This is a genomic window from Natrarchaeobius versutus (assembly GCF_041205745.1).
GTDB lineage: Archaea > Halobacteriota > Halobacteria > Halobacteriales > Natrialbaceae > Natrarchaeobius > Natrarchaeobius versutus.
In genome coordinates this window covers 108725-128439 of record NZ_JBGFCC010000002.1, presented here as the reverse complement: position 1 = coordinate 128439, position 19715 = coordinate 108725, and the positions used below count along the sequence as shown (strand labels likewise).

General features: G+C 64.7%; 18 protein-coding genes. 5 read left to right on the top strand and 13 right to left on the bottom strand.

The window, feature by feature from the left end:
* Positions 1–172 precede the first annotated feature (172 nt).
* Positions 173–1297: a methyltransferase gene (locus AB7C87_RS05940; protein ID WP_369728505.1), complete on the bottom strand. Its 1125-nt coding sequence runs from the start codon at positions 1295–1297 to the stop codon at positions 173–175.
* An 802-nt stretch (positions 1298–2099) separates the two neighbouring features.
* Positions 2100–2513, bottom strand: coding sequence for a DoxX family protein (locus AB7C87_RS05935; protein ID WP_369728504.1), 414 nt, complete (start codon positions 2511–2513; stop codon positions 2100–2102).
* 264 nt (positions 2514–2777) lie between these two features.
* Between AB7C87_RS05935 and AB7C87_RS05930 the strand changes: the two genes are divergently transcribed.
* A complete protein-coding gene (locus AB7C87_RS05930) occupies positions 2778–3140 on the top strand; it encodes a winged helix-turn-helix transcriptional regulator (protein WP_369728503.1) in 363 nt (120 codons plus the stop codon).
* A 48-nt stretch (positions 3141–3188) separates the two neighbouring features.
* Here AB7C87_RS05930 and AB7C87_RS05925 read toward each other — a convergent pair whose 3' ends face one another.
* Together AB7C87_RS05925 and AB7C87_RS05920 are read right to left on the bottom strand one after the other, a co-directional pair.
* On the bottom strand, positions 3189–4424 hold the full coding sequence (locus tag AB7C87_RS05925; RefSeq protein ID WP_369728502.1) for an outer membrane protein assembly factor BamB family protein: 1236 nt from the start codon (positions 4422–4424) through the stop codon (positions 3189–3191).
* Positions 4425–4532: 108 nt separating this feature from the next.
* The gene (locus AB7C87_RS05920) at positions 4533–5882 is read right to left on the bottom strand and encodes an FAD-dependent oxidoreductase (protein WP_369728501.1); all 1350 of its coding nucleotides are present in this window, start codon (positions 5880–5882) and stop codon (positions 4533–4535) included.
* Positions 5883–6134: 252 nt separating this feature from the next.
* Between AB7C87_RS05920 and AB7C87_RS05915 the strand changes: the two genes are divergently transcribed.
* Positions 6135–7181 (top strand): NAD(P)/FAD-dependent oxidoreductase, encoded by a 1047-nt coding sequence (locus tag AB7C87_RS05915; protein ID WP_369728500.1) that lies wholly within the window; start codon positions 6135–6137, stop codon positions 7179–7181.
* A gap of 2 nt (positions 7182–7183) precedes the next feature.
* Here the strand turns inward: AB7C87_RS05915 and AB7C87_RS05910 are convergent, their stop codons facing one another.
* Positions 7184–8584, bottom strand: coding sequence for a cryptochrome/photolyase family protein (locus tag AB7C87_RS05910; protein WP_369728499.1), 1401 nt, complete (start codon positions 8582–8584; stop codon positions 7184–7186).
* 489 nt (positions 8585–9073) lie between these two features.
* Here AB7C87_RS05910 and AB7C87_RS05905 point away from each other — a divergent pair, with 489 nt between their 5' ends.
* Positions 9074–10057 (top strand): hypothetical protein, encoded by a 984-nt coding sequence (locus tag AB7C87_RS05905; RefSeq protein WP_369728498.1) that lies wholly within the window; start codon positions 9074–9076, stop codon positions 10055–10057.
* A gap of 407 nt (positions 10058–10464) precedes the next feature.
* A complete protein-coding gene (locus AB7C87_RS05900) occupies positions 10465–12093 on the top strand; it encodes an HTTM domain-containing protein (RefSeq protein ID WP_369728497.1) in 1629 nt (542 codons plus the stop codon).
* 49 nt (positions 12094–12142) lie between these two features.
* Here AB7C87_RS05900 and AB7C87_RS05895 read toward each other — a convergent pair whose 3' ends face one another.
* On the bottom strand, positions 12143–12940 hold the full coding sequence (locus tag AB7C87_RS05895; protein WP_369728496.1) for a helix-turn-helix transcriptional regulator: 798 nt from the start codon (positions 12938–12940) through the stop codon (positions 12143–12145).
* A 217-nt stretch (positions 12941–13157) separates the two neighbouring features.
* On the opposite strand from AB7C87_RS05895, the gene AB7C87_RS05890 reads away from it, so the two are divergent.
* Positions 13158–14156, top strand: coding sequence for a DMT family transporter (locus AB7C87_RS05890; protein WP_369728495.1), 999 nt, complete (start codon positions 13158–13160; stop codon positions 14154–14156).
* Between the two features lie 158 nt (positions 14157–14314).
* On the opposite strand, the gene AB7C87_RS05885 is transcribed toward AB7C87_RS05890, so the two are convergent.
* The 7 genes from AB7C87_RS05885 to AB7C87_RS05855 all read right to left on the bottom strand — a co-directional run bounded on the left by AB7C87_RS05885 (position 14315) and on the right by AB7C87_RS05855 (position 19622).
* Complete coding sequence (locus AB7C87_RS05885; protein ID WP_369728494.1) at positions 14315–14944, bottom strand: HAD family hydrolase; 630 nt, start codon at positions 14942–14944, stop codon at positions 14315–14317.
* A gap of 50 nt (positions 14945–14994) precedes the next feature.
* Positions 14995–15381, bottom strand: a complete 387-nt coding sequence (gene lwrS, locus AB7C87_RS05880; protein ID WP_369728493.1) for an LWR-salt protein — start codon at positions 15379–15381, stop codon at positions 14995–14997.
* A gap of 92 nt (positions 15382–15473) precedes the next feature.
* Positions 15474–15755, bottom strand: coding sequence for a 4a-hydroxytetrahydrobiopterin dehydratase (locus AB7C87_RS05875; RefSeq protein WP_369728492.1), 282 nt, complete (start codon positions 15753–15755; stop codon positions 15474–15476).
* 95 nt (positions 15756–15850) lie between these two features.
* Entirely contained in the window at positions 15851–17218 is a 1368-nt protein-coding gene (hemA, locus tag AB7C87_RS05870) for a glutamyl-tRNA reductase (protein WP_369728491.1), read from the bottom strand.
* Entirely contained in the window at positions 17215–17871 is a 657-nt protein-coding gene (locus tag AB7C87_RS05865; protein WP_369728490.1) for a precorrin-2 dehydrogenase/sirohydrochlorin ferrochelatase family protein, read from the bottom strand. Before AB7C87_RS05865 ends, hemA begins: the two co-directional genes overlap by 4 nt.
* A 35-nt stretch (positions 17872–17906) precedes the next feature.
* Positions 17907–19022, bottom strand: a complete 1116-nt coding sequence (gene ahbB / locus AB7C87_RS05860) for a siroheme decarboxylase subunit beta (protein ID WP_369728489.1) — start codon at positions 19020–19022, stop codon at positions 17907–17909.
* 183 nt (positions 19023–19205) lie between these two features.
* Entirely contained in the window at positions 19206–19622 is a 417-nt protein-coding gene (locus AB7C87_RS05855) for a DUF5778 family protein (RefSeq protein ID WP_369728488.1), read from the bottom strand.
* Positions 19623–19715 lie beyond the last annotated feature (93 nt).

The following is a 19715-nucleotide window of genomic DNA, read 5'->3' as shown; positions in this document are numbered from 1 at the left end:
CGTAACTCTCCGTCCTTCGGTTCCGGTGTGCCGGGGGAGTCGTTCGATCCGAGTGTCAGCCGTCGATTACCGCAGTCGACGCCAGTAGACGATCATCGGCTGTCTGGATTTCTGCCCGACGGACCTGACGGGCGATCCTGTCTCGCTGGATTTCGAAATCGGGGACTCGAGGCTATGGAGAAACAGACACGACCGTATGGTTCTCTCCCTCGAACCGTTCGACGATTTCCCCGACGCGGCGTAGCTGGTGGTCGAGATCGAGTTTGCGGTGGTGGACGACCGACAACGTTCCGTCTCGCTCGAGTACGTCTCGGACCCCGCCGAACAGCTCGGAGAGGACGCCACTGCCGGCGTGCGTTGGCGGATTACAGAGGACGTGGTCGAACGTTCCGTCGATCTGCCGGATACCGTCGGACGGAACGACGGTTCCCGTCGCTCCGGTACGATCCAGCGTTCGGTTTGCACAGGCAGTCGCCCGGACGTCGTCGTCGGCGAGCACGACCTCGACGTCCGCGGCACGTGCAGCGTACGCGCCGACCGGACCGTATCCACAGCAGAGGTCGAGCACCCGCTGTCCGTCTCGAACCGTCGCCGTCTCGAGCAGGTGGCGCGTGCCGTCGTCGAGCGCCGTCGGTGAGAAGAGCCCGGGTGCCGTGGCCAGCGTCAGTTCGATTCCGCCGACGGTCGTTCGAACGGTTCGATACTCGACGTACCGAGATCGATCGAACGATTCGGGGGCGGTTCCCACGACGACGTGGAACTCTCCCCGCTCGAAGATGGTTTCGACGGTCGGACAGTGTCGATTCAGGCACCGCTCGTATCGATTCACCCCGCCGGATTCTCGCCCGGCGAGATAGCACCGGCCACCGGGGTCCAGCGTCGAGAGACCGTCGACGAGTCGCTGTTTCCCGACGTCGATCGGCGTGTACTCGTGAGGTGCGTAACAGCAGGTGTCGAACGATGCGTCCATACCGGCCGGTGACTCGACGAGTGAAACCGCCGCATCCGCGTCGTTTCGCTCGGCGTTCTCCCGGCAGAGTCGGGACGCACGAACGCTCGTTTCCGTCATCAACACGTCCGTTGGGGAACGTGCAAGGACCGTTCCGACCACGCCGTAGTTGGCCTGGAGACAGAGCACGGTTCCCAGTTTCCGTCCCCAAAGCGCTTCCAGCAGTGCGAGTTCCCCCTCCCTGAACTCGTCGGGGGAGTGGACGCCGTCAGTCGTTCGGAACTCGAACGTCTGCGGGCCGTCGGGGACGCGTGACTCGAGTGTCAACCGCGACCGTTCGGCGGTCATCGACGACCACCCAACCGTGGGACGAGAGACTGCAGACCACCCAGCGGACGGCTGCGAACGGTTTCGAAACGATACGACTCGGCTCGTGACGTGTGTTGCATTGGTGTGGGGCTCGACGGCAGGCGATCGACGCGCTGGACCCGCGTGCCCCATCGGTCGGATCCTCTCGGTGGATCCGCCGATCACCGACGAGAAACGGCGATGCCGGTTCGAACTGCAGCGGTAGTGACAGTATCGTCGAACCACAGAAGTAACGCGATCGCCGGCGAACTGAGTTCGCAGCGATCCGCTCTGGCGGTCAGTGTCCCCGAAAACCAGTACGAACGCTCCTGGAATGGGCGACCCACCGAATTCCGGGCATCACTCTCTTGGCTCGATCACGGGCCACTCGAGGCCACGACGACCGAGAACGAGAATCGCACCGCTGGCGGTTGGGGCACGCATACCAGTGGCCGAAAGCGTAACGTCCGGCGGAAACAGCTGATCACGGAACGGCTGCATCCGTCGGGACGCCCACAGCCGGCCGGCCGACCGATCGTCACAGATTCGCCGCTTACGCGGAGACGATCGGTCTCGAGCCGCTGTTCAATGCAGCAATACGTTGCTGGGAGGGAAGAATAATTATTGTGGTTCTCGAGCTTTTCGGGTACCGATCCGAACTCACGGGCTCGTGGTGTCTGCTTTTCCGGATCATAGGCACCGAACGCGCAAGGGTTCTCGTGGTTGTTTCGAGCGGTTCGCTATCGGAAACATCGATCTGAACACCGCCCTCAGAACGACAGAGAGTGTCCCGTTTCAGCCGTCACCGACGATTGACGAGTTCGTCCTCAGGTTCCCAGAGCGAATAGTTGCCCGTCCCGAGGAGGACGATTCCGATGCAGCCGAGCAGAACGACGACGTTGGTCGCCTCGACGCCCGCCGTCAGCATCGCTGTCACCATGATGGGGATCACCAGCAACGCGCCGAGTCGTCCCGCAATGCCGAGGGCGATCAGTATCGCGAGCGGAAGCTGGATCGCGCCGATCAGCAACACAGTGGTCTCCGGTGCCGGAATCCCATACTCGGCGAAGAGCGCGGCCTGTCCGCTGTAGTCGACGAACTTGAGCACTGCAGCGGGTGCGAGAAGCAGGGCGACGAGCCCCCGGAGGACGACGGGCACCCAGTCAGTTCCAACGTGCTGTACGAACGGTTCGGTAGTAGCTTTCGTTTCTGTCATCGGTCTCAGGCGATCGGTAGCGTCCCTCGCGCTTCCGCGTCTGTTCGAGTCAGCGGTTCGCGTCGAGTGGCGCTACCTGCTGTATCCGGAGACACGGCCGGATAGGACAAATATTCTCGAGTGACAGTATCGGAATCAAATACCAGTGCTGGGAGTATCGATAGTATCGGTATCGATATCCACTACCAGATCTGGTAGTGTTCCTGTCTCGTCTTCCGGTACGTGGTCGAAACGAGTAAGACCGTTACCGTTCGACTACCGGACATGAGCGACGAACGGGTGGACGAGTCGGCGGCGAAACTCGATTCGGCGGAACTCTTTTCACTGCTTGGCCGGGCACACACGCTGAATATCCTCTGTGAAATCGTCATCAAATCCGATCCACCGATCCGGTTCAACCAGCTCCAGGAGCGTATCGACGTCTCCCCGAACACGCTCTCTCGCCGTCTCGAGGAACTCGTCGACACCGGCTTCCTCGTCAGGAACTCCTACGACGAGATTCCGCCCCGCGTCGAGTACGAACCGACCGAGAAGCTGTACGCGCTCGAGCCGACGTTTCTGGAAGTCGAAAAGTGGCTCACGGAGTACGGCGACGACGAGGAGTTCGTCCTGATCGACGAGCGGTGAGTCGGCTGCTCCTACGCGGCATCCGCCAGTGTGGCGAAACCAACGTTCTCACTCGCCGCCGATCGCGTAGACGGTTCCGCGATTGTCGCCGACGAATACGGTCCCCCCGACGATCGCCGGGTTCGAATCGACGGCCGATTTGGTCTCGAACTGCCACAGGATACTTCCGTCGCGTCGATCGAGCGCGTAGAGGCCTTCGTCCCTGCTCCCGACGTAGACCGTGTCCGTTGCGATAGTCGGCCACGACAGAACGTTTCCGTCGTTATTGACGCGGGTTTCCCACCGGCGTTCGCCGGTTTCGGCGTCGAACGTTGCGACCGTTCCAGCCGCTGTTCCGAAGCAGACGGTGTCCCGATAGATCGCGGGCATTGTCGCGGCCGGATCGTCGAGTCGCCGCGACCAGTACTCCGTACCGGTTTCGACGTCGATCGCGTGGACGGTTCCGAACGTGCGGTAGTCCGTTGGTTCCTCGTCCGGAATCGGCTGCTCGTCCGTGCATGGGGTGATCGCGGTGAGCTTTCTGCCTTGCGGATCGCTACCCCTGGTCGTGAGGTACGCGACGCCGCCGACGATCGCCGGCGATCGGGCGCGACCCGGGAGCGTCCGCTTCCATCGGAGGGATCCTGTGTCCGCGTCGAACGCGCGAAGCGACGGCTCGATCTCTTGGACATACGTCGGATACCCGTCGTCTTGACCGACGTAGATCCGCTCGCCGGTGACGTTCTCGCAGGCGGCGACGACGGTACTGCCGTCTATCGCGGGAGGTTCAACAACGCTCATTTCGCCGTCTTTCCCGTCGAACGACCACCGGAGCTCCCACGAGTCGGCGTCGCGGGCCTCCAGCCGGTACGGCGTCGTAAACACCGTTTCGTCGTGGACGAGCGGACAGATCCCGTCGGCCGGTGTGGGGCTCATCTCATCGTCGAAGCAACGCGTTCGTCCGTCGATCGCGTCCACGATGAATCCCTGATTGTCGAGATCGGCGGCGTAGAGGGTTCCATCGGAGAGGCCGGGCGTGCCGCGGACCTCCATCGCCTCCGCCGCGCTCATCCACACCCGTTCCCCGGTGGACCGATCGATCGCGACAACGCATCCGATATCCTCCCAGTGTGACTGTGCGGTGGTGGTGACGTACACCCGTCCGTCGGCGACGAGCGGTGTGGCGAATATTCGTGCGTGAGCGTCGTGTTTCCACTCCAACACGGGATCTCGCCGCGGGCCCGAATCGGACGTCGATCCCGGGTTGGCGGGCGTTCGACGAACGAACGGCCATTTTTCACTCATACTGGATCATGAATGTAGTCGATAAAATCCGTTTCGCACGTCCGTTACCACTGCACACGTTACGACGGACGCGTCCGGCGTCGCCGATCGGGACAACTGAGTCGAGGCTCAGACGTTCGGCCGGAGTACCCGCCACGCGACGCCGGGACGAAGCAAGGTAGTCGGGGGGCACTCGAGGCGGAAGACGCGGTAGAACGCGTCGGTCAGGGCGCCGTCGGAGTGTGCCTGGCGAACCAGCCGCGACGTGTACCGGTTGAAGACGTCCGTCCCGCGGGGTTTGGGTCCGGTCGTCTGGGGGAACGCGAAGTCGGCGCCGACGGCGATTTTCCAGGCGGCGTCGATCACGGGTGCGATCCCGTCGAAAAAACGCGCCGCAAGGGGGTCGTTGCTCCCGCTGGCGAGGGCGTGATGAAGCACCAGGGCGTCGAGTGCCGCGACCGACATCCCCTGGCCGTAGACCGGGTTGAAGCTGGCGACGGCGTCGCCGGTGACGAGTAGCCCGTCCGGAAATCGATCTAGCTGCTCGAACCGACGTCGAATACTCGAGGGGAAGGGGTAGTGGTGGATCCTTTCGGAAACCCACTCGCGGCTCGTTACGAGCCGTTCGAAATCGGGAATAGGGAAGCTCTCGGCAAACGCGACGAACTCACGTTCGGTTTTCGGCGCCGCCTCGCCGTGGATACTCTGGAAGATCACCTCCCAGCGGTCTCCCTCGACGGGAATCGCCGCGCCGCCTCGAGGACGAGACGGAACGGGTGGGACGAAAAGCGAATAGCGGGCGTCCGGTCGTCGCTCGACGCGGATGGTCGCGTACGTCACGTCGACGGTGACCTCGTCGACGGGCGGAGACGCGTACCCGTTGGCCTCGAGCCACGCCGGCGTTCGACTCGTCCGGCCGGTCGCGTCGACGACCAGGTTGGCGTCCAGAGACGTTTCCCCGCCGGAGTCGGTCCGATACGTCACGCCCTCGATCTCGCCGTCGGAGTCGACGAGATAGTCGGTGAACCGACAGTCGCCACGTTGCTCGACGGCCTCGACCGTCGCGAGTCGTTGCCGGACGACGTGTTCGAACAGCGCCCGACTCGCACAGTACATCGGAAGCCGCGTCGGTCCGTCGGCGAGAAAGTCTCCCTGTTCGTAGTATCGCATGTCCGTCGCCGCGTCGATCACCAGCCCACCCGCGGAGCACAACCGTTCGCCGAATCCCGGGAAGAAGTCCTCGAGCGTCGCCCGCCCGGCCTCGAGCAAGACGTGTGGATGCCCGGTCTGGGGTGCGCCCTCACGCGGGGTGGGCTCGTCGGGGAGCGGGTCGCACTCGAGGACGACGACCTCCTCGAACCCGTCGGCCAGGACCCGCGCGCTACAGAGGCCCGCGATACTCCCCCCGAGGACGACCGCGCGGTCGCCGACGTCGGCGACGCGACCGGGTTCGTATCGGGGGATTGTCGAGAGCGTCATACCGGCCGTTCGAAGTCGTTTGTATAGTAGCTACTGAAAGTCAACGTTCGCCAGATCACGGGGCGGCATTGCGATCGGTGTGGGTCGTTTCAGTAGCAACTCTCATATGGACAGATTGTTCGAGGCAGGCTGGGACGTTCGACGTCCGCCTCGGTTCGGGGGACTCTTCCCTTTGGCGTGTTCCTCGATACCCCACGAAACGTGTGGTCGTCTGATCGTAACACCTGCAACGATTCGGGCCCATCGTCACGTATGGACATCGGGATCATCGGCGCCGGCGCGGCGAGTGCGGCCGCGGCGTACGCCATCCACCGAGACGCGCCGGACGCACAGTGTACGGTACTCGAGAAGTCCGGCGGCGTCTGCGGGCGGGCGGCGACCCGACGCAGGGACGGCCGGTGGTACGACTACGGAGCGAACTACCTGAAAGACGACGACGAGCGCGTCCGCTCGCTCGTGACCGAACGCCTCGAGACCGACGGACTCGTGTCGATCGACGAGCCGATATCCGTCTTCGACGAGGACGGTACCGTGGGCGAGGGCCGACCGACCACCGAACGGAAGCTGACCTATCGGACGGGACTCACGCAGATCGCAAAGCGACTGTTCGGGGAGACGGACGCGACGGTCAACCGTCGAACGAAGATTACGGGGATCAACCGCGACGACGGGCGGTGGCGACTGACCGATTCCGACGGCGAAAAGTGGGGGCCGTACGACAAACTCCTCTGTAATCCACCGGCCCCGCAGACGGCACGTCTCCTTCGAGAAGCCGACTGGGAAGACGAGCGTCGGGACGCGCTCGTCGAGGCCGCCGAGTCAGTCGAGTATCGGACGGTCTGGACCGCGGTTCTCGGCTACGAGTTCGAACTCGAGGTCCCCTACTACGCTCTCGTCAACACCGACAAGCGCCACGAGATCGGCTGGATCGCCCGCGAGGAGTGCAAACCCGGTCACGTCCCCGACGGCGAATCGGTGTTGATCGTGCAGGCGAACGAGCCGTGGTCGGTCGAACGATACGACGACGACCCGGCCGAGAACGTCGCGAAACTCGCCCGACTGACTGCGGAGGTCGTCGGTGACGACCGCCTGGAGAACCCGACCTGGACCGACCACCAGGGCTGGCGGTACGCACAGCCCGAAGACGGTGTCGACCGAGACGCATTCGAGGTGGCCGAACGCGCGGGATTGTACTGTCTCGGCGACTGGGTTGCCGGCGAGGGTCGACTCCACGCCGCGCTTCGAAACGGGCTCGAGACCGGCGAACGGGTCGGTCGGTCGATCCCAACCGAGGACTAATTTCACCCGTCGCCGCGAGCCGCCTCGAACATTTCGATGGCCGCCTCCCGGCGCGTCGCGTGATCGACGATCGGATCCGGGTACGCCGGCGCGACGGCCGATCGCTCCTCGGAGTCGAGGTCGGGCCAATCGTGGATCGCCTCCGCCGGAGCGTCCTCGAGTTCCGGGACGTGTTCGCGGATGTACTCGGCGTCGGGGTCGTAGCGCTCTCCCTGGGTCGTCGGGTTGAATATCCGGAAGTACGGTTGAGCGTCGGTGCCGGTTCCGGCCGCCCACTGCCAGCCGCCGGCGTCGTTTGCGGTGTCGTGATCCACCAGTTTCTCGCGAAACCAGGCGTATCCCTCGCGCCAGTCGAGCAGGAGGTCTTTCGTCAGGAAGGAGGCGACGATCATTCGTACGCGGTTGTGCATAACCGCCTCGTTCCGGAGCTGGCGCATTCCAGCGTCCACGATCGGATAGCCGGTTTTGCCGTCCGTCCAGGCCTGGAAGGCCTCGGGATCGGTTCGCCACTCGATCGGATTCTCGTAGGACCGATAGTTCGCGGTGACGACGTGTGGGTTCGCCGCGAGCGCGTGGGCGTAGAACTCCCGCCAGGCGAGTTGTGACGCGAATTCATCACAAGATTCGACCGCGTCGTCGTCCGGAGCTTCGACCCTCGCCCCCTCGAGAGCTTCGTACACCGCGCGGATGCCGACGGTTCCCCACTTGAGATGCGGCGAGAGCCCCGAGGTGGCGTCGGCCGCGGGCTCGTCCCGCCGGTCCGCGTACCGATAGATCGGTCCCTCACAGAACGATTCGAGCCGTCGGCGTGCGGCGTCCGTTCCACCGCCGGGGACGGACGCTTCGGGCTCGTCGAAGCCGAGATCGGCGAGCGACGGAAGCGAGTCGCCGGAGACGTCCGCCAGTCGGCCGGCGTCCGGTTCCGGATAGACTGACTCTTTCTCCCGGTCGCGCCACTTGCGCCAGAAGTACGAGTAGACGGCGTACGCCTCGCCGTCCTGCGTGGTGATCGAGCCGGGTTCGTAGAGGAGGGCATCGTCGTACGACTCGGTCTCGATTCCGACCTCGGAAAGCGCCTCCCGGATCGCGTCGTCACGCTCGCGTGCGAGTCCGGAGTAGTCTCGGTTCCACACGACGCGGTCTGCGCCGTGATCGCGGGCGATCCGCGGAAGCTCGTCCCGCGGGTTGCCGGTGGCGACGAGGAGATCACCGCCGCGGTCGCGATACCACGACCGGAGTTCAGCGAGCGACTCGAGCATGAACGCGACCCTCGGCGGGGAGGCGAACTCGAGTATCTCGGGGTCGAAGACGAAGACGGGAAGGACGGTCCCGGCTTCCGCCGCGGCGTCGAGAGAACGATTGTCCGTCGCTCGAAGGTCCCGACGGTGCCAGTGGACGTTCATATCCCGACGTTGCCCGCCCGAGAGTTAGCCGTTTCCCCGTGTGTCGGACCGCCGTAGACGGTGAAACGATTTGCCCCGCTCGGCACTCGAGTGGCTTTCCCCTCGGGCTGATCCTGAAGCGTCAGAAAGACAATCGGAGACGCGTTCGGAGCTCGCTCGAGCGTGTGCTGTCCGAAACTACTGTGTGGTAATCGGTACGACGGGCTTGCTGTGGGACAGTACCAGAGAAATATCACTTGATTCTGGAACCGGATTATCGGCTCGTCGGTCGCTCGGCTACCAGTGTGACCCTGGAGTCGTCTGGCCGTTCGAACATCGTAGTTGGCTATTGCGCCCTTCTGAACGGAAGATACTGTTACCGAAGCGTACCACCCGATCGAAAGCCCATTTTGCGACCCTGATCCCGATAATATCACCACTCAGTAGCTGTACGGATGTCCGTACATATTAGCAAAAAACTAATATCGCATCGAACACCAGTTTGGTAGTATGGTCTTACACTTTGGCAAGGCAACGCGCATCTTCCTTCGGACGATGCCGTGGGTCGTGGCTCGATTCGCAGTCGGGGTTGCGTTCGCGCTGCTCGCGGTCCTCTGGTTCGGGATCGTCCTCTGGATCGTGTTCGGATCGATCGGTCTCTCTGGACTGATCGGACTGGGGGCGCTTCTCCTCGCGACCGTCATCTTCGGCGGGTTCGTAATGTTGGTTCGGCGGTACGTGCTGTATCTCGTCGCCGCCGGCCACGTCGCCGTCATCGCACACGCCGTCGACACCGGCGAGGTTCCGGATAACCAACTTCGGTTTGGCAAGGAGAAAGTCTCCGGCCGCTTCGTCGAAGCCAGCGGGCTGTTCGCGGTCGATCAGGTCGTCAAGACGGTGATCAAGCAGTTCAACGAAGCCGTCGCCTCCGTCGGACGACTGGTGGATTTCGTCCCGGCGTTACGACAACTGATGGGGATCGTGACGGCGGCAATCGGGATGGCGGCGTCGTATCTCGATCAGGCGATTCTGGCGCACATGTTCCTCCACGAGGAGAAAGGGACGTGGACGGCCGCTCGAGACGGACTCGTCCTCTACGGGAAGACCTGGAAGCCGGTTCTCGGCTCGACGGCGGTCATCGTCGTCGGGATGCAGGCGGTGACGCTCGCGTTCGTTGCCGTGCTGGCCGTGGTCTCGGGTGCGCTCGGCGGATTCGGGACGATCGTCGAAGCCGCCGTCTGGCTCGTCGTCGGTGGATTCGTCGCGGTCGGCTACTTCGGCATCCTCTCACCGTGGATCAAGACGGTCGTGATCACGACCTATCTCGTCGAATCCGAAGGCATGAGCCCGGACAGCGAGACGATGGATTACATCGCCGACCGCTCGAGCAAGTTTACCGAGGTACTCAGCCGCGCCGACGAGGAGGCCGAGCCGACGCCGAAACCGGGAGACGCGGTCGTCGAGGACGAGCCCACCGCGGGAACGCCGGGCTGATCCGCGCGGTTCCGGCGGCCGACTCGAGAGACGAGCCATCCCTGCCCTCTTGTGAGAGAACTGGGACCCGTCGCGAGTCGCGACCGAAACCCGTTACAATAGTAGTCGTCGAAACGGGTTTCCCACCGGTTGCAGACGGGCGGCCGGGATCGCCCCGGCGGATCGTGCGCCGACAGTATATCGTAGCCACTGAAAATCATTGGACATCTGATCGCCAGACGAACGTAGGTCGGGCCGCCGAATACGCTATTCTGTCCTCGAGCCTGAGTCCCGGGAGAACGGTGCCGTTGGCCGTTCCGCCGTGGATTCGATCGCCCGGCAATCACTCGATCGGTTCGCCCGCTGGTACCGATACCGCTCTCCGCGGAAGACAAGGCATATCACCGCACCGGACGGGACGTAAACCGATGGAAGACGGGTGGCGGGATCGCGTATCTGAGCCGGGGGAGGCCGTCGGACGATACCTCCGGAACTGTATCCGTATCGATACCCGGACGCTCGCGGTCTTCCGGGTCGCCCTCGCGTCGTTGGTCCTCGTCGACCTCCTGCTTCGCTCGCGTAACTTCTCGACGTTCTACACCGACGGCGGCCTGGTTTCACACGAACTCGCGAGGGAAACCACACCCCTCGAGGTCGGTTCGCTCTATTTCGTCTCGTCGGAGCCGGCCGCGACCGCGGCGCTGTTCGTCGCCCACGGACTGATCGCGCTCGCGTTGCTCGTCGGCTACCGGACCAGAATCGCGACGGCCCTCTCGTTCGTCTTCGTCCTCTCGCTCGACCTCGCCAACCCGCTGGTGTTGAGCTACGCCGACGTACTCTTCGCCTGGCTCTCGTTTTGGGCGATCTTTCTCCCGCTGGGTGCCCGGTGGTCGATCGACGCCGTCCACGCCGATGGACCGCCTCGCCGATCCGTCGCGAGTCTCGGATCGGCGTTCGTCCTTTTCCAGATGATCACCATGTACACGGTCAACGCCGCCCACAAGACCGCCTCCGACCTGTGGCTCACCGGCGAGGCCGCCGTGTTGGTACTCGGGTTAGACGACATGACGTTCCTGCTTGGCGACCTGGTCCGGTCGGCCCCGACGGCCCTGCAGATCGGCGGTCTGACGTGGTTTCTCATGTTGTCGTTTTCGTGGCTATTGGTCCTCACTCGAGGCCGGCTCCGAACCGCGCTCGTCGCCGCGTTCGTCGCGGCCCACCTCTCGTTTGCGCTCACCGTCCGGATCGGCGCGTTCGCCTACGTCGCCATCGCCGGCGTGATCCTCTTTCTCCAGGCCGAGTTCTGGGACGATTCCCGGCGGCTGGCTCGCAACGTCTGCGTTCGGACCGGAACCGACGAGACTGCCGCCTTCACGACCAAACCCATCACGACCGCTCGCTCTCTCCTCGAGGCGTTCGCGGCGACGGTTCCACGACCCGGTCCGTCGTCGCTCGGAGTCCATTCGAACGCCCTCCGCCGGAAACAGGCGCCGTGGGGACCGTTCGCCGTCTCCCACGCGCTGGTCGCCGCCGTCGCGGTGGTCGTCCTCGTCTCGGCGCTCTCCGCGGGCGGCGTCGTCGACGACGAGTCCGGGCCCGCCGCGGAGGCGAACGCCGCGACGTCGGCGCTCGTCGACCACCAGACCGAGTGGCGGATCTTCGCTCCCGAGCCACGGACGACGGATCGGTACTACGTCTTTCCGGCGACGACCGAAGACGGCGAGGTGATCGACGCCTACAACGACCGCGAACTGAGTTACGAGCGCCCGTCCGACGAACTGCAGACGCAGTACGGAACCTACCGCGAACGGTTCTACATGAACAGCGTCGCCACACCGGACCACCCCGAGGTTCCCGCCCGGCTCGCCGAGTCGATCTGTACCGAACGAAGCGGCGAGGGCGACGCGATCACACACCTCGAGATGTACCTGATCGAAGAGGAGGTGACGCTCGAGACGATCGATTCGCCGGCCGAGCGCACGCGGGAAGCGACGCGTCTCTACCGCCACGGCTGTGGCGACGCCGATCCGATCGAGATCGAGCCACCGCCGTTCTGATCGGGTCCGAACGTCCGTCGCTAAGGGACGATTGCACACCGTCGTCGGCTCACTCCGGTCCGAGAGACTCCGGCTCGAGGCGAGTGGATTCCTCCCAGTAGTCCGCGATCGTCTCCTTCGCCCACGACCGGACGTGATCGTCGTCGACGTCGACTGACGCGCGCAGAATACCCTGAGCGTCGCGCAACAGGAGGTAGACGACGTCGTCGACGATCATCACGGCGAGTGGAACGTCGTCGTCCGTGATCCTGACGGCCGCCCGATCGGCCTCGAGGAGGCTCTCGAGCCGTCTTCGAAGCTCGGACTCGTCGGTAAGGGCCTCGATCGCCCGTCGCGAGAAAACTCCCTCGAACGTCTGCTCGCCCGCTTTCGTCCGCTCTCGGACGATCGAGAGGGTCTGCTCGTTGAAGGCGTGGGAAACCGTCCGCACATCCTCGGCCTCCTCGAGCAACTCGAGGAGCCGCTGTAACGGTGCGTTCGGACGCGTCTGACTCGGCGTGGTGATCGTTGCGTTCGAGAGCCGACGGAGATCGAACGAGAGCGACTCGGTCGGCAGGAAGTCGACGATGTCCCGGAGCGTGCGTTCGGTCTCGACGATCTCTTGTAAGTCGGTAAACCCCGCGGAGACGAGTCGCCCTGTCGCGGTCGCGACGTACTCGCTTCCGTCTCGCCTCACCCACGATCGCTCGTCGAAGTCGCCGAGGATTCGCCCGAGCGTCGCCTGCGAGGCGCCGGTCGTCTCCGAAAGCTCCCGGCGCGTGTACCTCCCCTCCGAGAGCAATCGGAGCACGTCAACGCGGTTGGCCGAGAGCGCGAGAAACTCGATCTCTTCGAGCGACGATTCCATACCCCGTTTCGTCTCCCCCGTGATAAACGATTTTCGCCCCTCGAACGGATTTCACGGGGCGAAATCACGGCGGTCCGGCGCTCGAGGGCCTCGTCGTGAAAGATTTTCTGAGCCAACCTATGGCGCTCTCGCCCGTATCATTTCTCATGACGCCGACGCACCCCCGATCGCTCCATCTCGGTTCGCCCCTTCGTCGGCTACGGACGGTGATCCACCGATGATGGACCGCCGGACGCTCTCTCTTTTCGCACTCTCGAGTCTGTTCTTCGGCGGAACGTTCGTCGCCGCGAAAGCCGGCCTCGAGTACTTTCCGCCGCTTCTATTCGTCGCGCTTCGCTTCGACGTCGCGGCGGTGCTCATGCTCGCCTACGTCCTCGCGACGTTCCCCCGCGAGGAACTGCTTCCGGCGACCCGCGGCGACGTCGCGGGGATCCTCGCGACCGGCGTGTTGGTGATCGGGTTAGCCAACGCGTTGCTGTTCGTCGGCCAGCAGTACGCGACGAGTGCCGTCGCGGCGATCGTCTTCAGCCTCAACCCGATCCTGACGCCGGTGTTCGCCGCCGCGTTGCTCTCGGACGAACGCCTCTCCTCGCGCGGCGTCGCGGGGATCGGCCTCGGACTCGTCGGCGTCACGCTGGTCGTCGGCCCCTCCTCGGCGAACCTCCTCGGCGGCGACGCCCTCGGGCGAGCGATCCTCTTCGCCGGCGCGGTCAGCGCCGCCCTCGGCGCCGTGTTGATCCGCCGGGCCGACGCCACGCTCTCGAGTACGGTCCGGATCGCCTGGGGTCTGCCACTGGCCGCGCTCGTCTCTCACGGCCTGTCGTGGTCGGCCGGCGAGTCCGCGTCGTCGATCGCGTGGACGACGGAGGCCATCGTCGCGCTCGCCTACGTCAGCGTCTTCGCCGGCGTGATCGCCTACATCGCCTACTTCGCCCTGCTCGACTCGACCGGGGCGATCCGGGCGAACCTCGTCTTCTACGCCGTCCCCGCCGTCTCGACGGTCGGCGGCTGGGCGGTACTCGACGAGTCGATCTCGCGGAGCGCGATCGTCGGTTTCCTCGCGATCTTCGCCGGCTTCGCGATCATCGGAAGCGGTTCGATCGACGTCCGCTCGAGGCTGGCCGCCGTTCGAACCGGCTCGCACGAATCTCGGCACCGGCCGGGGACCGGCGACGAACACACCCCGCGGACCCACCGTGGCAGCCGCTCGGACTGATCGCTCCTGGCGGTCGAAGCCCTGCTATCGGCTGTTGTCGGCCGAAGCCCTGCTATCGGCTGTCGCTCGAGTTCCCCATACGGATTACTGTTGCGATTTGTCGGTGAGACCGTCGCTCGAGTCGCGGTCTCACCGGAACTGACCGACAGTAATCCGTCTCAAAAGAGCTCGTCGAACGACTGCACCCGGTAATCCCCGAGCACGCACTGGCCGCGACGGTCGTGGCCGACGCGCTCGACGTGGATCGCGTCGAGGCCGGCGTTCCAGGCCGCACCGACGTCGTTCGCGCCGTCACCGGCCAACACGCCACGGTGGCCGTTGTTCCCGACGCCGAGATCTGCCATCACGGACTCGACCGGTTGTGGGTCGGGCTTCCAGCCGGTCTGTTCCGTACAACACAGCCGAACGTCGAACCAGTCGCGAATCCCGACGTGCTCGAGGACCGGTTCGGCGAGAAACTCCTGGCAGTGGGTGACCAGCCCGACGGGTTCCTCGAGGTCCGCCACGAACGCGGCGTCCTCGTGGAGGTACGTCTGTTCCGCCCGGACGAGGGGATCTTCCTCGGCGTGAAACGCCTCCCAGAACTCGGTGGGGTCGATCCCCCAGGCCTCGAGTTGGCGATCACGCGAGCCGGTGAGGCCGCTCCAGATGATATCCGCCTCCTGATCGGTGAACTCCCGGCCCAGCCTGTCGCCGACCCGGTCGAACACCTCGCGGGTGTACGACCACTCGACGTCGACGAGGGTCCCGTCGAGGTCGAGCAGCCAGAAGTCGTATTCGGAGACCATTGGGGACACAGTAGTACGATATTCTCGAGTAAATGTCTGTCGAATCGGGACTATTCACCGCCGTCGACGACCCGGATGCTCGAGCCGAGATACTTCGAGAGCACCGCCGAAACGGTCTCGGCGTTGAACGCCTCGAGGTCGTCCGCAATCGCGGCTTTCAGCGCCGCGAAGTACGCCTCGTCGACCTGGAGTTCGCGAAACGACACCGCTTCGACGGGAACCTCGAGCCACTCTTCGGCGAGCGTGCGGGCGTAGTCCGCTTCGCCCACCTCGCCGCGCCAGAGCGTATCCCGGAAGAACAGCCAGCCCTCCGTTCCCGGTTCGGGCGCCTCGCGAGAGAGCGTGACCGTCGTCTCGGCGGATTCGGGCTCGAGCGTGACGGCCTCGGCGGCGGCCTCGAGTCTGACTCGTGCTTTGAAGACGTATCGTCCGTTCATCGTCGGTTCGTACGGATCGTTGGTCTCATCACAACTGTACCCGTCGCGACCGCAGGACGGGTCGCGCCGGAACTGACTGACAGTAAACCGTATCAGGCGTTCCGTTCGGTCTCGATCAGTTCTGCCATCTCGATGTCGTCGTCGGTGATCCCGCCTTCCTCGTGGGAGGTGAGCCGGATCTCGACTTCCTTGTACCGAACGATCAGCTCGGGGTGGTGAAACTGCGCTTCGGCGATTTCGCCGACCATCTGGGCGAAGTTGACCCCGCGAAGGTAGTCGTCGAACTCGTAGGTTCGAACGATCTCGTCCCCCTCTCGCGACCACTCGTCGGGGAGCTGTTCGTCGATTTCGTCGTCAGAGAGTACGTCACCCATGGTCGGTCGAACGAAGGCCAATCAAATAACGATTGTGCCGTCGCTGGAACGCCGAAAATTAACCGTCTCTGGCTCAAATATGGCGCGTTCGGGGCTCAATCGTCGTCGGCCGCGCCGATCCGGAACTCCGCCCGGCCGGCATCTTCGAACAACGACGAGGGTGCGCCGTCGCCACCGAACTCCGGATCGAACAGCTGTAACGCGGTGCTGATCGTACTCCAGTCGTCCTCGGCGGCGGCCTCCCGCAGGCTCCTGGTCGGCGGTGCGAGCAACTGGTTTACCAGCGCGTCTGCCATCGACTCGACGACCTCGCGCTGTTCCGGCGTGAACTCCTCGCCTTCGAGTCGCGAGAGGGCGGTCTGGAGTTCGCGAGCTTTGATCCGCTCGGCCGATTCGTACATCGCGGCGATCACCTCGTCGGCGCGGGCGCGCTTGAACTGGTCGCGAAGCAGGTCGAACTCGTGGTCGATTATCCGCTCGACCTCGTCTGCGGCGTCGGCGCGTTGCTCGCGGGTCTGCTCGGTGAGCGACTCGAGGTCGTCGAGGTCGTAGACCGTGACGGTCGACAGCTCGTCGGCCGTCGGTGAGACGTCGCGTGGCTGTCCGAGGTCGACGATCACGGTGTCGGCCGGCCGGTGGCCGTCTGGCGTCTCAGCGTGGGGTTCCTCCGATTCGAGCCCGTCGGGCTCGAAGTGAGTCGCTTGGAGTACCGGATCCGTGCTGTTCGTCGCCGTGACGACGACGTCCGCGTCGGCCGCGACCGTCGACAGCGCCTCGAGCGGAACGGCCTCTCCCTCGACCTCGAGCTGTTCGATCAGGTGGTCGGCGTGAGAGACCGTCCGGTTCGCGACGACGAGTTCGCCGACGGTCGCGTCCGCGAGACTACGGGCGGCGAGTCGCCCCATCTCGCCGGCGCCGACGACCAGCGCCGTCGCCCCCTCGAGCGTAACGTCCTCGCTCGCCAGTTGCGTCGCGGCCGAGCCGAGCGAGACGACTCCTTCGTTGATCGCGGTCTCGGTTCGAGCCCGCTCGCCGACGTGGATCGCCTTCGTCACTCCCGTCTCGAGTGTCGATCCGATCCCGTCGGCCGACCGGGCGTCCTCGTAGGCCGTTCGGACCTGACCGATGATCTGGTCCTCACCGATGACCACGGACTCGAGACCCGTGGCGACCCGAAGCAGGTGTCTGAGGCTGTCGTCGTGGTCGGTGTGGACGACCGCGTCGTCGTCGACCGCCGCGAAGAACTCCTCGAGGGTGGCCCGACCGACGGCGGCGGCGGGACTGACGACGTACGCTTCGACGCGGTTACACGTCGAGAGGACGTACGCCTCCTCGACGTCCGGTACGGAGAGCAATTGCTCGACGCCGGCTCGTTGACTCTCCGGGCTCGCGGCGGCGAGTTCGTCGACACAGGCACTGTCGTGGGTTACGCGAGCGCCCGTGACGACGCCGCCGTGGATCACGTTCGCTCACCTCCGGCGGGGAACTCCTCGCCGAGTACGTCCTCGATCACTTGGCGGTCATTCGGAACACCGCTACGTAAAGCTGTCCAAACCTCCGGACTGTTGGCGACGTCGGTGACGAGTTTCCGGCGCCGATCCGGCTCGACGTCCCTCGCTTTCAGCACCTCTCGGAGCTCGCCACACAACGTCGCCATCTCGCCGGCACCGGCAAGCGTTTCCTCGAGTTCCCGACGGAGGTACTTGCTCACCGCCGGCGCGGTTCCGCCGGTCGAGATCGAGACCACGACGGGATCTTCCCGGACGGTCGCCGGCACGACGACGCTTCGGGGCCGTCGTCCGCCCGCGCGATCCGTGCGATTACAGAGGATCGAGCGGTCGTCTGCGGCCTCGCTCACAGCGTCGTTGACGCGCTCGTCGTCGGTTGCGGCGACGACGAGCGCCGGTGACGTTCGCTCGAGCCACTCCTCGATTTCGTCGGGTGACGGTGTGGCCCGGATCAGGTCGGCGCCGCCGAAGGATCGATCGCCGAAGACGGGACCGACCACGACGACGTCCGCCTCGCGGGCGAACCGGCGTGCTTTTCGCGCGCCGACCGAGCCACCGCCGAAGATCAACACGGTCGCATCGGTGAAATCGTGCAGAAGTGGGATCATGTGGGATTTGAGTGTGTGTCTGCTACTAAATTCGACTACCTGGTGTTTGCATCGGCCCGCTCGTCCAAACGAATGCCGGTTTTCTTCAATATTTGCGTCGAAAACAGCGAATCCCAGTCGTCGTCCGCGACGTCCCAGTAGTCGGCCATCGTCTCGCGAACCTTTCGAATCCGGCGGTCGCTCTCGGCCTCGCTTCGGCCGTGGGTCATCGCGAAGAAGTTGTACGGCCAGACCCCCTCGTGGCGCGGTCGCTCATAACAGTGGGTGACGAACGGTAACGACGCGACGTCGGGCCCGACCTCGTCGACGAGGTGGTCGGGGACGTTCCAGACGGTCATCCCGTTTTCCGTGTAGCCGAGCGCGTAGTGGTTGGGAACGACGCCGACGCGTCGGATCTTTCCCTCGCGGTCGAAGCGGGTGATCGTCTCGAGGACCCACTCGGTCTCCCGTCCGATCGCGTCGGCGACGTCGGCGTACGGCGTCTCCGAGAGCGGAAGTCCGTCCTGAATCTCGAGGACGAGGTCGCGTTCGGCCGGCGTGAGCGTCGACTCGTCGCTCGCCTCGACGTCTGGTCCGAGGCCGGAGCAGTCGATACCGGCGGTCGGGGGCTCCTCGCCCGTGGCGCCGCCCTCCTGACCGTCTGTTTCCTCGCTGGCTCCGGAAAACGGTCCGTCGACGTAGAACTTCGCCTCGACGCGGAACTCCCGTTGTTTGGGCAGGTTGTACGTCTCCTGGCCGGTCTCGTCCTCGATCTCACCGAGGACCGCCTCGACTCGATCCTCGTCGGCGACGCTCACGACGAACCAGACGTTCAGGTGTGGATGGGCGCGCTCGTAGTTGTGTGCGACCTCGCGGTGGGCGTTGACGCGCTCGACGACCTCGTCGAACTCGTCTTCGGGTGCGTGCATGGCGACGAGCGTCGCCGCGCCGCCGATCTCCTGGGCGTTGACGAGTGGCCCAAACCGGGAGAGGACGCCCCGCTCGTCGAGGTCGCGGATCGTCTCGAGCAACGCCGTCGCGTCGATGTCGACCCCTCGCTCGCGCATGGCCTCGGCGGCCGGTTCGAACGGCCCCTCGAGGACCGGGAACCCTCCCTGGTAGGCGTTGACGACCGCCCGCTCGCGGCGGGTGAGATCGACGTCGGTGTCCATACGAACGTCTCGGGAGTCGCGTACCATAAGCGGACCGGACCGGTTCCGTGCGGTGATGGGCCCCGTTTGCCCCTGACTCCCGAACTCGTTCGCCCTGGAGCTGTCGGCCGACAACGCGAACGTGATCGTTGCCCTGTGGGCGTCCGGAATCAGTTGGCAGTCCGTTTCAGCCAGCAGTCGATATCAGTCGCCCTCGACGCCGGTTACTTCGAATCCCATCTCGCGGACGTCCGCGAGGATCGCGTCGTGGCCGGCGCTGGCCTCGAAATAGATCACGACGTCGAACGAGCCGTCGCGCAACAGCTGTTGACACTCCCAGACGAACTCCTCGCCCTCGAGGGTGAGCCCCTGGTGTTGGTTCGAGGAAAAATCGGGGTCGTCGTTGCCGGAGTAGACGTAACAGTCACGTGGATCGTGACCGGCGTGTTCGGCGACGATATCTCCGACGTCGATCGTCGCCTGCATCATCTGGACGTCCTCGCTCCCGTCGTACTCGGTGTGAACGATCATCCCGTTGAGCTCGATCTCTCCCGGCTCCAAAAGCGCCTTTGTCCGCCGGTAGAGCTCCTCGTCGATCGGACTCGAGTTCGCGTCTGCCATCGTCCGAATCGAGACTCCCCGCACTGATAGCCGTCACGGTTCGTTCGAGTCGTTTCGCGGCCGTATGGCGGGGTTTGACGTCCGGCGTCTCAT

What these genes read in the sequence shown, in the direction of transcription:
- AB7C87_RS05855 (WP_369728488.1), bottom strand. Translation starts at nt 19,622, where the DNA reads ATGGCAGACGCGAACTCGAGTCCGATCGACGAGGAGCTCTACCGGCGG.
- AB7C87_RS05865 (WP_369728490.1), bottom strand. Translation starts at nt 17,871, where the DNA reads ATGATCCCACTTCTGCACGATTTCACCGATGCGACCGTGTTGATCTTC.
- AB7C87_RS05885 (WP_369728494.1), bottom strand. Translation starts at nt 14,944, where the DNA reads ATGGTCTCCGAATACGACTTCTGGCTGCTCGACCTCGACGGGACCCTC.
- ahbB (WP_369728489.1), bottom strand. Translation starts at nt 19,022, where the DNA reads ATGGACACCGACGTCGATCTCACCCGCCGCGAGCGGGCGGTCGTCAAC.
- AB7C87_RS05905 (WP_369728498.1), top strand. Translation starts at nt 9,074, where the DNA reads ATGGTCTTACACTTTGGCAAGGCAACGCGCATCTTCCTTCGGACGATG.
- AB7C87_RS05930 (WP_369728503.1), top strand. Translation starts at nt 2,778, where the DNA reads ATGAGCGACGAACGGGTGGACGAGTCGGCGGCGAAACTCGATTCGGCG.
- lwrS (WP_369728493.1), bottom strand. Translation starts at nt 15,381, where the DNA reads ATGAACGGACGATACGTCTTCAAAGCACGAGTCAGACTCGAGGCCGCC.
- AB7C87_RS05935 (WP_369728504.1), bottom strand. Translation starts at nt 2,513, where the DNA reads ATGACAGAAACGAAAGCTACTACCGAACCGTTCGTACAGCACGTTGGA.
- AB7C87_RS05940 (WP_369728505.1), bottom strand. Translation starts at nt 1,297, where the DNA reads ATGACCGCCGAACGGTCGCGGTTGACACTCGAGTCACGCGTCCCCGAC.
- AB7C87_RS05910 (WP_369728499.1), bottom strand. Translation starts at nt 8,584, where the DNA reads ATGAACGTCCACTGGCACCGTCGGGACCTTCGAGCGACGGACAATCGT.
- AB7C87_RS05875 (WP_369728492.1), bottom strand. Translation starts at nt 15,755, where the DNA reads ATGGGTGACGTACTCTCTGACGACGAAATCGACGAACAGCTCCCCGAC.
- AB7C87_RS05915 (WP_369728500.1), top strand. Translation starts at nt 6,135, where the DNA reads ATGGACATCGGGATCATCGGCGCCGGCGCGGCGAGTGCGGCCGCGGCG.
- AB7C87_RS05900 (WP_369728497.1), top strand. Translation starts at nt 10,465, where the DNA reads ATGGAAGACGGGTGGCGGGATCGCGTATCTGAGCCGGGGGAGGCCGTC.
- AB7C87_RS05920 (WP_369728501.1), bottom strand. Translation starts at nt 5,882, where the DNA reads ATGACGCTCTCGACAATCCCCCGATACGAACCCGGTCGCGTCGCCGAC.
- AB7C87_RS05895 (WP_369728496.1), bottom strand. Translation starts at nt 12,940, where the DNA reads ATGGAATCGTCGCTCGAAGAGATCGAGTTTCTCGCGCTCTCGGCCAAC.
- AB7C87_RS05890 (WP_369728495.1), top strand. Translation starts at nt 13,158, where the DNA reads ATGATGGACCGCCGGACGCTCTCTCTTTTCGCACTCTCGAGTCTGTTC.
- AB7C87_RS05925 (WP_369728502.1), bottom strand. Translation starts at nt 4,424, where the DNA reads ATGAGTGAAAAATGGCCGTTCGTTCGTCGAACGCCCGCCAACCCGGGA.